This window comes from Halomonas sp. PBN3 (genome assembly GCF_000475415.1).
Lineage (GTDB): Bacteria > Pseudomonadota > Gammaproteobacteria > Pseudomonadales > Halomonadaceae > Halomonas > Halomonas shengliensis.
On the sequence record NZ_AXCA01000038.1, the window covers coordinates 1 to 14,662 of the forward strand.

Genomic DNA, 14,662 nt, shown 5'->3' on the forward strand with positions numbered 1-14,662 from the left:
TCCAGCGGCTGGCGCTCGAGCCACAGCGGCCTGCCGTCCCGGGTCAGGCGGAAACGCTGCTCGATGCGACCGCTCAGATAGGGAAGCCGGCTGGCCGGTCGTCCCAGGGCCATCACCTCCCACCCCAGGCAGCGGGCAGCGCCGTCAAGGGCGATCTCGGTGGTCTGCGCCCCCCGCGAGCCATCGAAGGCGAGGGTCTCCTGGGGCAGCCACTCCAGCGCCCCACCGTCGGCGACGACAAGGCGGGTGTGCTGACGCCAGGCCACCGCATGGCTGTCGGCGCGGTAGAGCTTGTTGGCGGCGGGCGTCGTGAGCAGCGCATGAGCCCCGCCCTGGACGCCCACCTCGATGCTCAGGGCATCGCCGCTGACCAGGCCGCCGGGCGGATGCAGCAGGTAGACATGGCAGGCACCGTCGCGGCCTTCGGGGTGGAAGGGGCGCTGGACACGCAGCGGCCCCCGATGACGGCAGCGCGTCATGCGGGTGACCGCTTCACGGGTCGCGAAGCAGAGATCGAGCGAGGCCACCCACTGGCGCCCGGCATCGAAGCGATGGCCGGACTCGGTCGGCGGCGTGGCAGTCAGGGAGGTCTCGAGGGCGAACATGGGCGGCTCGTGATCGGTGTCTCTGGCTCATGGACTGCAAGGGGCGTACCACAATAAAGCACGAGCCATTTTTCCCAATTTTTTCATTGAATTACGATACCCCCCCAACGGCGGCTGCCCCCTTAATGCCTGACGATGGTGCGTCACCCCGCCTCGCCCCGCCCTGCCGAGGTGCAGGCCTGGGCAGGCATGTGCCAGAAGGGTGCAGGCTCCCGCCCAGGGCCTGCCCGCGCCGAGCGACGCAGGGGCTATACCGTCAGGTGTTCACGGATAAGGGCATCGGAGAGCTCGCCGATCGCCCCGCCGGCGACCGGCCGACCGCGGTCCAGGATCGCGAAGCGGTCGGCGTAGCGGCGGGCGAAGGGCAGCTTCTGCTCCACGAGCAGCACGCTGAGTCCATCCTCGTCGATCAGCCGACGGATCACCTCGCCGATCTGGGCCACGATATTGGGCTGGATCCCCTCCCCCGGCTCGTCGAGGATCAGCAGGCGCGGTTCCAGCACCAGGGCGCGGCCGATGGCCAGCTGCTGCTGCTGACCTCCGGAGAGGTCGCCGCCACGACGCTGCTTCATCTCCTCGAGCACCGGGAACAGCTCATAGATGCGCTCGGGGATGCGCTTCAGGCCATCGCCTCGGGCGGCGAGCCCCGTGCGCAGGTTCTCCTCCACGCTGAGCAGCGGGAAGATCTGGCGTCCCTGGGGCACGTAGCCGATGCCCAGCCGCGAGCGATCCTCCACCCGGCGGCGGGTCAGCTCCACCCCGTCGGCATAGCGGATGCTGCCCGAGGCCACGGCGACCTCCCCCATGACCGCCTTCATGAGGGTGGTCTTGCCCACCCCGTTGCGGCCCATCACGCAGGTGCACTGCCCCGCCGGCACCTCGAGGTCCAGGTCCCAGAGGGTGTGGCTTTCGCCGTAGAACTGGTTGAGCCTGTCGATGGTCAGCATCAGGCGGCCTCCTCGTCGGGGTCGGCACCCAGGTAGACCTCGATCACCCGCGGGTCACCGGAGACCTGCTCCATGCTGCCCTCGGCCAGCACGCTGCCCTGGTGCAGTACCGTCACCGTGCGGGCGATGGAACGCACGAAGCCCATGTCGTGCTCCACCACCACCACCGACTGCTTGCCCTTGCCGGCCAGGCCGGTCAGCAGCTCGGCGGTGCGCTCCATCTCCTGCTCGGTCATACCGGCCACCGGCTCGTCCACCAGCAGCAGCCGCGGCCTCTGCATCAGCAGCATGCCTATCTCGAGCCACTGCTTCTGGCCGTGGGAGAGGATGCCCGCCGAACGCTGGCGCAGCTCGGTGAGGCCGATGGTGGCGAGCACCTCATCGATGCGATCGCGGACCTCCCCGGTCAGGCGCGCGGTGAGCGTGGGCAGGATGCGCTTGTCGGCGGCCATGGCCAGCTCCAGGTTCTCGAACACCGTGAGCGCCTCGAAGACGGTGGGCTTCTGGAACTTGCGGCCGATGCCGAGGCTGGCGATCTCGGGCTCGTTCATGGCCAGCAGGTCGTGACGGCTGCCGAACCACACCGAGCCACGGTCGGGACGCGTCTTGCCGGTGATGATGTCCATCATGGTGGTCTTGCCCGCCCCGTTGGGGCCGATGATGCAGCGCAGCTCGCCGTCATCGATGGTCAGGTTCAGGTCATCGATGGCCTTGAAGCCGTCGAAGCTGACGGTGACATCTTCCAGGTAGAGGATCGGGCCATGGCGAACATCCACCGGTGAGGTGGCGGGAACCAGGAAGTCGAAGACGCGATCACGATCGGCCAGGGAATGCAGGAAACTCATGCGCAGCCCTCCCGGGAAATGGATGACGGAGCGGCGGACTCGCGCTGGAGGCGCCGTGGTGTCGGGCGGTAGGCGAGCAGGCCGGCGATGCCCTTGGGCAGCAGCACCGTGACCAGCACGAAGAGGCCACCGAGGGCGAACAGCCAGGCATCGGGCATCACGCCGGTGAAGACCGTCTTGGCATAGTTGACCAGTATCGCCCCGATGACCGCCCCGTAGAGGGTGGCGCGCCCGCCCAGGGCGACCCAGAGCACGATCTCGATGGAGAAGATCGGCGAGAACTCGCCGGGGTTGATGATGCCCACTTGGGGCACGTAGAGCGCGCCGGCGACGCCGGCGAGCATCGCCGAAACCACGAAGACGAACAGCTGGAAGCGCTCGACGCGGTAGCCGAGGAAACGGGTGCGGGCCTCGGCGTCGCGGGTGGCCACGCAGACCCGGCCGAGCTTGCTGGCGACGATGGCCCGGCACAGCACATACCCCAGCGCCAGGGCGATGCCGGTGGCCAGGAAGAGCCCGAGACGGGTGGCATCGCTTCTCAGGTCGAAGCCCAGCAGCTCCTTGAAGTCCGTCAGGCCGTTGTTGCCCCCGAAGCCCATCTCGTTGCGGAAGAAGGCCAGCATCAGGGCAAAGGTCAGCGCCTGGGTGATGATCGACAGGTAGACCCCGGTGACCCGCGAACGGAACGCCAGGAAACCGAACACCAGGGCCAGCAGGCCCGGCGCCAGCAGCACCATCACGAAGGCGAACCAGGCCATATCGAAGCCCAGCCAGTACCAGGGCAGGCTGTCCCAGTCCAGGAACACCATGAAGTCCGGCAACACCGGATCGCCGTAAGTGCCCCGGTCGCCGATCTGGCGCATCAGGTACATCCCCATGGCATAGCCGCCCAGGGCGAAGAAGGCCCCATGCCCCAGGCTCAGGATGCCCAGGTAGCCCCACACCAGGTCCACGGCTACCGCCAGCAGGGCGTAGCTCAGGTACTTGCCGAGCAGGGTCACCGTGTAGGTCGAGACGTGCAGCGGATGCCCTGCCGGCAGCGCCAGGTTAAGCAGCGTCACCGTCGCCAGGGCGGCCAGCAGGATGCCCAGGAAGAGCTGTGTGGCACGTTCACGAAAGGGTCTTGCCAGCCACGCTGTGGACGAATACATGGATCAGCCCTCCGCCGCCCGGCCCTTCTGCGGAAAGAGTCCGCGGGGGCGCTTCTGGATGAACAGGATGATGAAGACGAGCACCAGGATCTTGGCCAGCACGGCGCCCGCCCAGGGCTCGAGGACCTGGTTGATCACGCCCAGCGACAGGCCGGCCACCAGGGTGCCCCACAGGTTCCCGACGCCGCCGAAGACCACCACCATGAAGGAGTCGATGATGTAGTTCTGACCGAGGTTGGGTCCCACGTTGGTGAGCTGGGAGAGCGCCACGCCGGCGAGCCCCGCCACCCCCGACCCCAGGGCGAAGGTCATGATGTCCACGCGGGTCGCCCGGATGCCCATGGAACGTGCCATGGCACGGTTCTGGGTCACCGCCCGCACCTCGAGGCCCAGGCGGGTTCGCCGCATCACCAGCATCAGGCCGGCGAACACCACCAGCGCGAAGCCCAGCACGTAGAGACGATTGAGGGTCAGCGAGAGCCCCTCGTTGATCATGATGGAGCCGCTCATCCACTCCGGAGTGACCACGGTACGGTTCAGCGGCGAGATCAGGGTGCGCACCAGCTGCTGGAGGATCAGGCTGACACCGAAGGTCGCCAGCAGGGTCTCCAGCGGACGTCCCTTGAGGAACTGGATGACGCCGCGTTCGATGGCGATGCCGGCCAGCGCGGCCACCAGAAAGCCCGCGGGGATCGACAGCACCAGCGCCAGCCCCGGCTGGCCGGGCAGCAGCTGCTGCATGGCCCAGGTGGTGTAGGCCCCGAGCATGATCAGCTCGCCATGGGCCATGTTGATCACGCCCATGACGCCGAAGGTGATGGCCAGGCCGATGGCCGCCAGCACCAGCACCGACCCCAGCGACAGGCCGAAGTAGAGGGTCTCGAGCCCCCGGTTGAGTTTCATCTTCTGCTCGATATCGGCCAGGGCCATGCTGGCGGCCTCCGCCAGCGCCGGATCACCGCTGCGCGCGGCGGAGTTGAGGGCGGCCCTGACCCGACTGTTGAGGCTGCCCTGCAGATCGGCCACCGCGGCGACATCCCCCACTTCCAGGCGATGGATCGCCAGTGCCTGCTGAAGCAGGCGGCGCACCTCGTCATCTTGCTCGGCAAGGATGACCGCCTCGAGTGGCTCGACGAGGCTGGCATCGACCTCACCGAGGAGCTCGCGTGCCGCCTGACGGCGTTCACTGACCTCATCGGCCTGCAGGTCGAGCACCGCCAGCGCGCTCTGCAGCTGACCGCGCAGGGCGTTGTTGATGCCGAGCCGGTCGAGGTCGCGCCGCGACATCTCGCCGAGGGTCTCGCCGGTGAGGGCATCGGCGATCGGCCAATCACGCCCGCGGTTCTCGAGTACCACCACGAAGCGACCCGTCTCCTTGTGGCGCTGCAGCTTGCCGCCCAGCAGCGCCTCCAGCCAACCACGGCTGCGCTCGTCGCCGCTGTCGATGATGGCCTCGATGGCCTCGCCCATCCGGGCGTAGGAAGAGGCATCCAGGGGTTCGAGGAGGGCCTGGCCGGGGTCATCCTGGGCACTGGCGACCAGCGGCAGCCAGGCCAGCAGGCACAGGGCCAGCAGCCGCCCGAGGCAGGGGGGAATCGTCATGGGCATGTCCTGGGAAGGTTCGTCGAGTGGCGTGTCACTGCCACCGGGTCAGGGGCGACCCGGTGGCAATCGGGTCCTATTCGGCAGAGGCGACCTCTTCCTGGGCCTCGCTGCCCCCGCAGCTCCCCTTGACGACGTTGTAGTTGCCGCACTCCATGGGCTTGCGCCAGTCGCTGATCAGGTCCCGGGAGCCCTCCAGGTAGTCGGACCAGGCGTCGCCGGCCACCGTGGAGGGGGTCTCCCAGACGATGGAGAACTGCCCGTTGTCCTGGATCTCGCCGATCAGCACCGGCTTGGTGATGTGGTGGTTGGGCATCATCGCCGCATAGCCGCCGGAAAGGTTGGGGACGCTGACCCCGATGATGGCCTCCTTGACCGCGTCGACCTCGGTGGTGCCGGCCTTGCGCACGGCCTCGGTCCACATGTTGAAGCCGATGTAGTGGGCCTCCATGGGATCGTTGGTCACCGCCATCTCGTCGCCGGTGTAGTCGATCCAGGCGTCGATGAAGTCGTAGTTGGCGTCGGTGTCGACGCTCATGAAGTAGTTCCAGGCCGCCAGGTGCCCGACCAGGGGTGCGGTATCGATGCCGGTCAGCTCCTGCTCGCCCACCGAGAAGGCCACCACCGGGATATCGGCGGCATCGATGCCCTGGTTGCCGAGCTCGCGGTAGAAGGGCACGTTGGCGTCGCCGTTGATCGTCGAGACCACCGCGGTCTTCTTGCCCTCACTGCCGAAGGCCTTGATCTCGGAGACGATGTTCTGCCAATCGGAGTGACCGAAGGGCGTGTAGTTGACCATGATGTCGTCGTCGGCGACGCCGAAGGACTTGAGGTAGGCCTCGAGGATCTTGTTGGTGGTACGCGGGTAGACGTAATCGGTGCCGGCCAGCACCCAGCGCTCCACGCCGACGCTGTTCATCAGGTAGTCGACCGCGGGGACCGCCTGCTGGTTGGGGGCCGCCCCGGTATAGAAGACGTTCTCGGAGGACTCCTCGCCCTCGTACTGCACCGGGTAGAAGAGCAGGCCGTTGAGCTCCTCGACCACCGGCAGCACCGACTTGCGCGATACCGAGGTCCAGTTGCCGAAGATGACGTCGACCTCCTCCTGGGCCAGCAGCTCGCGCGCCTTCTCGGCGAACAGCGGCCAGTCCGAGGCCGGGTCCACCACCACCGCCTCCAGTTCACGGCCGAGCAGCCCGCCCTCGGCGTTCTGCTGTTCGATCAGCATCTCCACGGTGTCCTTGAGCACCGTCTCGCTGATCGCCATGGTGCCGGAGAGGGAGTGCAGGATGCCGACCCTGATGGGGTCTTCCTGGGCCAGGGCGGAGGATGCCACGGTGGCGCCGAGCAGCGGTACGGCCAGCCAGCGGGAGGTGCGGGTCACGGATGACGGGATCATGGGATCTCCTTGCGCTCGATGTTGTTGTCGATTGAGTCAGCGAGAGGCCATCGCAGGATGTCTCGCGCTGTTATCGCAAGGAATGTGCCACACCGACTCGAGGGGGATTTTCCTATCCTGATTCAACCAGTTGCACCTTGTCTTCCGGAAGCAGGCGGGCAACGGCAGGCGACATCCTGGTGCAAGGAGACACCAGGCTGCCCCAGGATCGACCCTGCCCCTGGTGCAACGCACCGTGTTGACACAGCACGGCCGGAGACGAAGAAGAAAAGGGGCGCCGGATCGACCGGCGCCCCCACTGGGCCCTTGCATGGTGAGTGGGCCCTTGCGTGGTGAGTGGGCCCTTACATGGCGAGTGAGGATCAATCGCCCTCGGGTCCCCCTGTACCGGTGGTAACCTTCATGCGCCGACGCAGCAGCGGGCCGACGATGTAGGGCAGGATCAGCCCCAGCCCCGCGAACACCCACAGGCCGATGGCCAGGCCGCTGTCCCACAGGATGGTCCAGTCGCCGTCGGAAATGTCCATGGCGTGGCGCAGGTTCTTCTCCATCTCCGGCCCCAGCAGCAGGCCGAGGATGATCGGCACCAGTGGGATCTCCAGCTTGCGGAAGATGTACCCGGCCACTCCGAAGGCCACCATGAAGTAGAGGTCGAAGGTGGTATTGCTGATCGAGTAGATCCCCACGAAGGCGATCATGGTCACGATCGGCAGCAGGAACATCGGCGGCACCGAGAGCAGCTTCACGAAGATGCCCACCAGCGGTATGTTGAGCACCAGCAGCAGGAAGTTGCCGATCAGCAGTGCCGCGATCACGCCCCAGACGATATCCGCGTTCTGGGTGAACATCAGCGGCCCTGGGGTGATGTTCAGGGAAATCAGCAGCGCCAGCAGCACCGCGGTGGTGCCGCTGCCCGGCACGCCCAGGGTGAGCATGGGCACCAGTGCCCCGCTGGAAGCGCCGTTGTTGCCGGCCTCGGGTCCGGCCACGCCGCGCGGGTCACCCTCGCCGAAGTAGCCCTTCTTGCCCACCACCTTCTTCTCCAGGGTGTAGCCGATGAAGCTGCCGAGCGAGGCGCCGGCACCGGGCAGCACCCCGGCGATGAAGCCCAGCACGCCGCCGCGGATGCTCGAGGGCATGATGCCCTTGATATCGGCCCACTTGAGCGACAGCTTATTGACGCTCATCTTCTCCTTGCCGCCGCCGGCCTTCTCCTCGATGAAGAACAGCAGCTCGGAGATGGCGAACAGGCCGACGATGGCGATGATGAAGTCCACTCCCTCGTAGAGCTCGAGCACACCGAAGGTGAAGCGCTGGACCCCGGTGTTGTCGATGCCCACGGTGGCGATCATCAGGCCGATGCAGGCCGCCACCACCGTCTTCATGGGATTCTTGCCGGTGATGCCGCCCAGGGTGGCGAAAGCCAGCAGGAAGAGCGCGAAGTACTCCGCCGGGCCGAAGGTCAGGGCGAACTTCGCCAGCAGCGGCGCCAGCAGGATCAGCCCGATGGTGGCGATCAGGCTGCCCATGAAGGAGGCCACGGCGGAGATCGCCAGGGCCTCGGCAGCCTTGCCCTGCCGGGCCATGGGATAGCCGTCCAGGCAGGTCATCATCGCCGGCTCGTCACCGGGGATATTGAGCAGGATCGAGGAGATGCGCCCGCCATACATGGCGCCTGCATAGACCGCGGTCAGCATGATCAGCGCAGTCTCCGGGGCCAGGCCCAGGGTGAAGGCCAGCGGGATCAGGATCGCCACGCCGTTGGCCGGCCCAAGCCCCGGCAGGGCGCCGATCAGGGTGCCCAGGAAGGCGCCCAGCAGGGCGAACATCAGGTTGTGCGGGGCGAGCGCCACCCCGAAGCCGTCGATCAGATAGCCGAGGGTCTCCATCAGCTCACCTCCAGGAAGGACAGCACGCCCATCGGCAGCGCCAGGTCGAGGGCGAAGTTGAAGAGCAGAAACACCGCCACCCCAGCGAGCGCGCCGGTGACGAAGGCCCTGAGCGGGGCGCTGCCCATGCGCCAGCACAGGGTCCCCACCGCCAGGGTGGTGCTGAGGACGAAGCCCAACGGCTGCAGCAGGGCCGCGTAGCACAGCAGCACCACCACGGCGATCACCAGCTCGACGCCGGTACGGCTCCAGGGCCAGGCGTTGTCGGGGTCGGGGCGCACGATGAGGTAGAGGCTGGAGAGCACGAGCACCACCGACAGCAGCAGCGGGAAGGTCTCGGGACCCACCGCCTCGCTGCCGCCGAAGGGTGCGGGGAGCTGGGTGGCGCCCCAGCCGTACGCGACAGCCAGGGCGATCAGCAGGATGCCGAAGATGCGATCGTTCATGGTGCTCATTGGATCAGGCCGATGTCCTTGGAGAGCTGCTCGATATCGGCGATCTGCTCCTTGACGAAGGTCTCGAACTCGCCGGCGGTCATGTGGAAGGGCATCAGGCCGTTGCTGGTCATCAGCCCCTTCCACTCCTCGCTCTCGTAGACGGTGTCCATGGCGTCGATCCAGTACTGGCGCGCCTCATCGGAGATCTCGGCCGGCGTATAGAAGCCACGCCAGTTGGGCCCCAGCGCCTCGATGCCCTGCTCGATGGCGGTGGGAATGTGGCTGAACTCCTCCCCCGGCAAGCGCTCCTCGGCAAGCACCGCGAGCACCCTGAGGTCCCCCGACTCCATGAAGCCCTGGGCCTCGGAGATATCGCCGGTGAAGGCGTCGACATGGCCACCGACGACCTGGGTCATGGCCTCGCCGCCGTTGTTGTAGGAGAGATACGGGATACGCGGCAGCTCATCGACCCCGGCCGCATTCGCGGTGATCAGCACCTTGAGGTGGTCCCAGCCGCCCTTGGCGCTGCCGCCGGCGAACTTGACGCTGCGCGGGTCCTCGTCGATGGCCGCCATCAGCGCCGGCAGGTCCTGGTACTCGGAGTCGGCGGCCACGGCGATCACCCCGTAGTCGGCCCCCAGCGCCCCGATCCAGTTGACCATGTCGGCGTTCATGCCCGGAAACTGACCCTGGGCCAGGCGGGTGGTGGTGGCGGTGGAGGCGGCCACCAGCAGCTGCTCGTCACCGGCGCGCTTGCTGACCACGTGGGCGTAGGCCACCCCGCCACCGGCGCCGGCCATGTTGAGGGTCTGGACGTTGCCCGGCACCAGGTCCAGCTCCTGGAGCACGTTGCCGACGCTGCGGCAGGTGAAGTCCCAGCCGCCGCCGGGATCGGAGGGTGCGATGCACTCCACCTTGCCCTGGGGTTCGAAGGCCATGGCGTTGCCGGCGCCGGCCGAGAGGGCGGCGACGGCGATAAACGTGAGCGGCGTCTTGATCGACATGGAGGATCTCCTCGTCTTGTTGTCTCGAAGGCCGGCAGCAGAGGGCGCTTGCCGGAGGCTGTCATCTGCCTTACAATTCTGTAAGGCAGAACCACGTTCTTCAGGATGAAAAGCTAGAGGGCGACTCGCGGCCCGTCAACGCCGTGCGTCCGAATTGCGACCAAAGTTCGAGACGGGGCCCCGCCCCGGAGGAGTGCATCGCCTATGGCCCAGGATCGCGTGGAGGCCGTGGAGCGCGCCTTGACGGTACTGGAGGCCTTCGACGCCGACCGGCCGGTCATGAGCCTCGCCGAGCTGGCCCAGGCCACCGGCTTCTACAAGAGCACCCTGCTGCGCCTGCTGGGGTCGCTTTCGCGCTTCGACTATGTGCGCCGCGATGCCGACGGCCGCTGGCAGCTGGGCGAGACCCCCGCGCGCCTGGCACGGCGCCAGGATCCCGCCCGCCTGCTCGCCGCTCGTATCCAGCCGCTCCTTGAACGCCTGGCGGCCCGCCTCGGCGAGACCGCCTCGCTGCTGGAGCGGGTCGGCGAGGCCGTCGAGTGCCGGCTGGCGGCACTGCCCGCCAGCGCCCTGCGCCACGACCTGCGCCCGGGAACCCGCTGGCGGGTCGCCGGCGATGGTTCGCCCTGCCCCCCCCTGGGGGGCGGTGTCATGGTCATCCACCCCCTGCCGGGGACGCCCCCACGCTGGCTGGCGCTCTCCGGACCCGAGGGGCGCCTGGCAATGGCCGAGGCCAGCGAGGCCCTCGCCGAGATCGCCGCGGAGCTCACGGCGACCGGCGAGCCCGCGGCCCGAGAGACACTGCCATGAGGCTGCTGCTGGTGGAGGACGATGCCCTGCTGGCCGACTCGCTGCTCACGCTGCTGCGCGGCGAGGGGCACCGGGTCGAGCACCTGGCCGACGGCGACGCCGCGCTGGCGCGACTGGCCTCCCCCGGCCACGGCGTGGACCTGCTGCTGCTCGACCTCAACCTGCCCGGCGCCGGGGGCCTCACGGTGCTGGAGGCGTTGCGACGCCACGACCGCGAGACGCCGGTGCTGGTGCTCACCGCGCGTGGCGCCGTGGAGGATCGCGTGCGCGGCCTGGACCTCGGCGCCGACGATTACCTGGGCAAGCCCTTCGCCCTGGACGAGCTGGAGGCCAGGGTGCGCGCCCTGCTGCGTCGCCACGCCCGTGCCACCCGCCTTGCGCTGGGGCCCCTCGAGCTCGAAGCCACGACCCTTGGCTTTACCCTGGATGGCGAGCCCTTCCCGCTGCCGCCGCGGGAGCAGCGGCTGCTGGCCTGCCTGCTGCGCCACGCCGGGGAGCCGGTGGAGAAGGCCCGTCTCGTCGAGGAGGCGTTCGGCGGCGATCCCATGGGCGACAACGCCATCGAGGTCACCGTGCACCGGCTGCGCAAGCGCCTCCCCGCGGACCGGCTGGCGCTGAGGACGGTGCGTGGCCTCGGCTACCTGCTGGAGGCGGAGGGGTGAGGGTCGCCCACAGCCTGTACGGGCGCCTGCTCGCCTGGCTGGCCCTGCCGTTGCTGAGCCTGGGGGCGCTGCTGCTGCTGCAGGCGGGGTGGCAGGCCAAGGCCACCGCCGACCGCGCCCATGACCGCCTGCTGGATGCCGCCAGCCTGGCCATCGCCGAACAGGTGCAGTGGCAGGATGGCCGGCTGTGGCTCGACCTGCCCCCCGCCGCCCTGGAGATGCTGGCGGGGGACGCCGAGGAGCGCGTCTTCTACAGCCTGGTGGACCAGCAGGGGCGCCACATCACCGGTAACGCCGCGCTGCCCGCCCACCCCGGGGCCGATGCCGAGAGCGGCGACACCCTGCTCTATCGCGACCTCGAGTGGCAGGGGCTGGCGCTGCGCCAGGGGGTACGCCGCTCGCGGCTGGAGGACTGGCGCAACCGCGAGCGCTTCGAGGTGCGGGTCGCCCACACCCGCGAGGGGCGCGACGCCCTGCGCCAGGCGCTGCTGCGCAGCAACCTGGCCGGCATCCTGGGCATGGGGGCGCTGGCGGTGGCGAGCCTGCTGCTGGCGGTACGGGCGGCGCTCAAGCCGCTGACCCGGCTGCGCCATGCGATCCGCGCCCGGGACCCGCGCACCCTTGTCCCTCTCGAGCTCAGCCTGCCACGGGAGCTCGCCGAGCTGCGCGAGGCACTCAACGAGCTACTGGCGCGCATGCGCCGGGTACGCGCCAACCAGGAGCGCTTCATCGGCGACGCCTCCCACCAGCTGCGCACGCCCCTCGCGGGCATCTCCGCACGGGCCGAGCTGGCCCTGCGCGACACCGACCCCGAGGCGTGGCGCGATGCCCTCGCCACCATCCAGGCCACCAGCGAACGCACCGCGCGACTGGCCATGCAGCTGCTCTCGCTGACCCGGCTCGACAACCCCGAATACCAGGCCACCCACCGGCCCCTGGACCTCAACGCCTGCGTGCGCCGGGCGGTGCGCGACCACTGGACGAGCTGCCGCCAGGCGGGCGTCGACCTCGGCGCCGACTGCAGCGAGGGCGAGGTGAGAGTGAACGGCACCGAGTGGCAGCTCAAGGAGGCGCTGGCCAACCTGATCGACAACGCCCGACGCTATGGCGCGCGACGGATCACCCTGGCGACGCTCCGCTCGCCGCCGAGGCTGGTGGTCGAGGATGACGGCCCGGGGATCGCCCCGGAGCGTCGCCTGCTGGCGCTGCGACCCTTCCACCGCGGCCGCGACGACGGCGAGGGCTCCGGGCTGGGGCTGGCCATCGTCGATGGCATCGCCCGCACCCATGGGGCGCGCCTCACCCTCGACGCGGGCGCCGAGGGACGCGGGCTGCGGGTCGAGCTGCGCTTCGCGGAGCCGAGCCCATGACACCCCGCCGCCTCGCCCGCCTGGCTGCCCTGGTCGCGCTCTGGGTGCTGCCGTCCTGGGCCCACGCCCAGCAGAGCCTGCACCTGCCCGCCGCCGAGGGTGCCGGAACGCCCCGGCCGCTGGTGATCCATGCCGCCCTCGACCTGCCCCAGGCACGCCCCCTGCTGGCGGCCTTCCAGCGCCGCCATCCCGAGGTCGCGGTGACCTATCACAACCTCACCACCCTGGCCCTGCACGAGCGCTTCCTCGCTGCCCCCGACGCGGCCGACGTAGTGATCTCCTCGGCCATGCCCTGGCAGTTCGCCCTGGCCAACGCCGGCCACGCCCGTCCCCTTGGCGGCCATGTCACCGACGCCTGGCCGGCCTGGGCACGTTGGCGCGACGAGCTGGTGGCCTTCACCTTCGAGCCCATCGTCATGGTGGTGCATCGTGATCTGGACAAGTTGGCCGCCACGCCGCGCAACCATGCCGAGCTGCTGGGGCTACTGCGCGAGCGGCGCGAGGCGCTGACCGGGCGCGTGGCCACCTATGACCCGGTAACCAGCGGCGTCGGCCGCACCTACGCCATGGAGGAGTCGCGCCTGTCGCCGCGCTACTGGGACCTGGTGGCCGCGCTGGGGGCCGCCGAGGCGGAGCTGGTCGCCACCACCGGGGAGATGCTCGACGGCCTGGAGGACGGGCGCCTGCTGATCGGCTACAACCTGCTGGGCAGCTATGCGCGGCCTCAGGTGGAGGCGCACCCGGACCTTGAGCTGGTGGTGCCCGACGACTACGCCCTGGTGACCCAGCGCGTCGCCTTCGTGCCCCGCCAGGCGCCCCATCCGGAGACCGGCACCCGCTTCGTCGCCTTCCTGCTGAGTGAGGCGGGGCAGCGCGTGATCGCCGAGCAGACCTCGCTGGGCGCCCTGCACCCCGGGGTCACGGGGCCGGGGAGCGCCGCCGCGCTGCGCGAGCGACTGGAGGACGCCCTGCGCCCTCCGGGGCTCGGGCCCGGCCTGCTCGCCGGGCTCGACCGCCTCAAGCGCCAGGCGCTGCTGGCCCGCTGGCGGCGCGAGTTCCGGCGCGCTCAGCCGTCGGCGCCGTCTACGGCGGAGTGACCGGGGCGGCGCTCGGCGGTCTCCCACCCGCGTGAGCCGGCATCCTCCGGGGTGAACCAGGCGAGGCGCTCATGCAGCGTCACCACGCCACCGACGATGATCAGGGTGGGCGGCTTCACGCTGACCCCCGCCAGGCGCTCGGGCAGGGTGGCGAGGGTCGCGCGATGGACCCGCTGGCGGGCGGTGGTGCCCTGCTCGACCAGCGCCACCGGCGTCTCCTTGGCCAGCCCATGCTCGATCAGCCGGCGACAGATCTCGGGCAGGCCATGCAGCCCCATATAGAAGACCAGGGTCTGCCCCGGGCTCGCCAGGGCCGGCCAGTCGAGGTCGGTACTGCCGTTGCGCAGGTGGCCGGTGATGAAGCGCACCGATTGGGCGTGGTCACGGTGGGTCAGCGGGATGCCGGCGTAGGCGGCGCAGCCGGAGGCGGCGGTGATGCCGGGCACCACCTCCACCTCGATGCCGGCCGCCGCCAAGGTCTCGAGCTCCTCGCCACCGCGCCCGAAGATGAAGGGGTCGCCGCCCTTGAGGCGCACCACCCGCAGGCCCTGGCGCGCCCAGTCGACCAGCGCCTGGTTGATCTCCGCCTGGGGCAGGCTGTGGTCGGAGCGCGCCTTGCCGACATACAGACGCCGTGCGGCGGGGTTGGCCAGCGCCAGCACCTCCTGGCTCACCAGCCGGTCATGCAGGATCACCTCCGCCGCCTCCAGGCGCTTGAGCGCCCTGAGGGTCAGCAGCTCCGGGTCCCCGGGGCCGGCGCCCACCAGGCTGACGCGCCCGGGCACCGGGCTGGCAGGCGAGACAACGTCATCGATCATGGGGTCGCTCCTCCTCGCAGCGGGTC

The 14,662-nt window shown here is 69.4% G+C and carries 14 protein-coding genes; 4 read left to right on the forward strand and 10 right to left on the reverse strand.

Annotation, left to right across the window (positions count from 1 at the left end; all coding sequences use genetic code 11):
- The 9 genes from Q673_RS21805 to Q673_RS21845 form a co-directional block, all read right to left on the reverse strand.
- Positions 1–605 (reverse strand): urease accessory protein UreD (locus Q673_RS21805; RefSeq protein WP_023004757.1); only part of this gene is annotated, 605 nt, incomplete at its 3' end.
- A gap of 248 nt (positions 606–853) precedes the next feature.
- Positions 854–1,552, reverse strand: a complete 699-nt coding sequence (gene urtE, locus Q673_RS21810) for an urea ABC transporter ATP-binding subunit UrtE (protein ID WP_023004758.1) — start codon at positions 1,550–1,552, stop codon at positions 854–856.
- The gene (gene urtD / locus Q673_RS21815; protein WP_023004759.1) at positions 1,552–2,397 is read right to left on the reverse strand and encodes an urea ABC transporter ATP-binding protein UrtD; all 846 of its coding nucleotides are present in this window, start codon (positions 2,395–2,397) and stop codon (positions 1,552–1,554) included. Before urtD ends, urtE begins: the two co-directional genes overlap by 1 nt.
- Positions 2,394–3,548, reverse strand: coding sequence for an urea ABC transporter permease subunit UrtC (urtC, locus tag Q673_RS21820; RefSeq protein WP_023004760.1), 1,155 nt, complete (start codon positions 3,546–3,548; stop codon positions 2,394–2,396). Before urtC ends, urtD begins: the two co-directional genes overlap by 4 nt.
- A 3-nt stretch (positions 3,549–3,551) precedes the next feature.
- Entirely contained in the window at positions 3,552–5,150 is a 1,599-nt protein-coding gene (urtB, locus tag Q673_RS21825) for an urea ABC transporter permease subunit UrtB (RefSeq protein ID WP_023004761.1), read from the reverse strand.
- 76 nt (positions 5,151–5,226) lie between these two features.
- Complete coding sequence (gene urtA, locus Q673_RS21830) at positions 5,227–6,549, reverse strand: urea ABC transporter substrate-binding protein (protein WP_023004762.1); 1,323 nt, start codon at positions 6,547–6,549, stop codon at positions 5,227–5,229.
- Between the two features lie 362 nt (positions 6,550–6,911).
- A complete protein-coding gene (locus Q673_RS21835) occupies positions 6,912–8,438 on the reverse strand; it encodes a tripartite tricarboxylate transporter permease (protein WP_023004763.1) in 1,527 nt (508 codons plus the stop codon).
- Complete coding sequence (locus tag Q673_RS21840; protein WP_023004764.1) at positions 8,438–8,893, reverse strand: tripartite tricarboxylate transporter TctB family protein; 456 nt, start codon at positions 8,891–8,893, stop codon at positions 8,438–8,440. Before Q673_RS21840 ends, Q673_RS21835 begins: the two co-directional genes overlap by 1 nt.
- Complete coding sequence (locus Q673_RS21845) at positions 8,890–9,879, reverse strand: Bug family tripartite tricarboxylate transporter substrate binding protein (RefSeq protein ID WP_023004765.1); 990 nt, start codon at positions 9,877–9,879, stop codon at positions 8,890–8,892. Before Q673_RS21845 ends, Q673_RS21840 begins: the two co-directional genes overlap by 4 nt.
- Positions 9,880–10,083: 204 nt before the next feature.
- On the opposite strand from Q673_RS21845, the gene Q673_RS21850 reads away from it, so the two are divergent.
- Genes Q673_RS21850 through Q673_RS21865 form a run of 4 tightly spaced genes read left to right on the forward strand, consistent with a single transcriptional unit; the run spans position 10,084 to position 13,818 of the window.
- Positions 10,084–10,689: a helix-turn-helix domain-containing protein gene (locus Q673_RS21850; RefSeq protein WP_023004766.1), complete on the forward strand. Its 606-nt coding sequence runs from the start codon at positions 10,084–10,086 to the stop codon at positions 10,687–10,689.
- The gene (locus tag Q673_RS21855; protein ID WP_023004767.1) at positions 10,686–11,351 is read left to right on the forward strand and encodes a response regulator transcription factor; all 666 of its coding nucleotides are present in this window, start codon (positions 10,686–10,688) and stop codon (positions 11,349–11,351) included. Before Q673_RS21850 ends, Q673_RS21855 begins: the two co-directional genes overlap by 4 nt.
- The gene (locus tag Q673_RS21860) at positions 11,348–12,721 is read left to right on the forward strand and encodes a sensor histidine kinase (RefSeq protein WP_023004768.1); all 1,374 of its coding nucleotides are present in this window, start codon (positions 11,348–11,350) and stop codon (positions 12,719–12,721) included. Before Q673_RS21855 ends, Q673_RS21860 begins: the two co-directional genes overlap by 4 nt.
- Positions 12,718–13,818, forward strand: a complete 1,101-nt coding sequence (locus Q673_RS21865; RefSeq protein WP_023004769.1) for an ABC transporter substrate-binding protein — start codon at positions 12,718–12,720, stop codon at positions 13,816–13,818. The genes Q673_RS21860 and Q673_RS21865 overlap by 4 nt, the downstream gene beginning before the upstream one ends.
- Here Q673_RS21865 and cobA read toward each other — a convergent pair.
- The gene (gene cobA, locus Q673_RS21870; RefSeq protein WP_023004770.1) at positions 13,788–14,636 is read right to left on the reverse strand and encodes a uroporphyrinogen-III C-methyltransferase; all 849 of its coding nucleotides are present in this window, start codon (positions 14,634–14,636) and stop codon (positions 13,788–13,790) included. The genes Q673_RS21865 and cobA overlap by 31 nt on opposite strands.
- Positions 14,637–14,662 lie beyond the last annotated feature (26 nt).

Bases quoted from the DNA above. Each gene is read 5' to 3' on its own strand.
- Q673_RS21840 (WP_023004764.1), bottom strand. From the start codon at position 8,893: ATGAGCACCATGAACGATCGCATCTTCGGCATCCTGCTGATCGCCCTG.
- Q673_RS21850 (WP_023004766.1), top strand. From the start codon at position 10,084: ATGGCCCAGGATCGCGTGGAGGCCGTGGAGCGCGCCTTGACGGTACTG.
- urtE (WP_023004758.1), bottom strand. From the start codon at position 1,552: ATGCTGACCATCGACAGGCTCAACCAGTTCTACGGCGAAAGCCACACC.
- cobA (WP_023004770.1), bottom strand. From the start codon at position 14,636: ATGATCGATGACGTTGTCTCGCCTGCCAGCCCGGTGCCCGGGCGCGTC.
- urtC (WP_023004760.1), bottom strand. From the start codon at position 3,548: ATGTATTCGTCCACAGCGTGGCTGGCAAGACCCTTTCGTGAACGTGCC.
- Q673_RS21855 (WP_023004767.1), top strand. From the start codon at position 10,686: ATGAGGCTGCTGCTGGTGGAGGACGATGCCCTGCTGGCCGACTCGCTG.
- Q673_RS21865 (WP_023004769.1), top strand. From the start codon at position 12,718: ATGACACCCCGCCGCCTCGCCCGCCTGGCTGCCCTGGTCGCGCTCTGG.
- urtA (WP_023004762.1), bottom strand. From the start codon at position 6,549: ATGATCCCGTCATCCGTGACCCGCACCTCCCGCTGGCTGGCCGTACCG.
- Q673_RS21835 (WP_023004763.1), bottom strand. From the start codon at position 8,438: ATGGAGACCCTCGGCTATCTGATCGACGGCTTCGGGGTGGCGCTCGCC.
- urtD (WP_023004759.1), bottom strand. From the start codon at position 2,397: ATGAGTTTCCTGCATTCCCTGGCCGATCGTGATCGCGTCTTCGACTTC.
- Q673_RS21845 (WP_023004765.1), bottom strand. From the start codon at position 9,879: ATGTCGATCAAGACGCCGCTCACGTTTATCGCCGTCGCCGCCCTCTCG.
- urtB (WP_023004761.1), bottom strand. From the start codon at position 5,150: ATGACGATTCCCCCCTGCCTCGGGCGGCTGCTGGCCCTGTGCCTGCTG.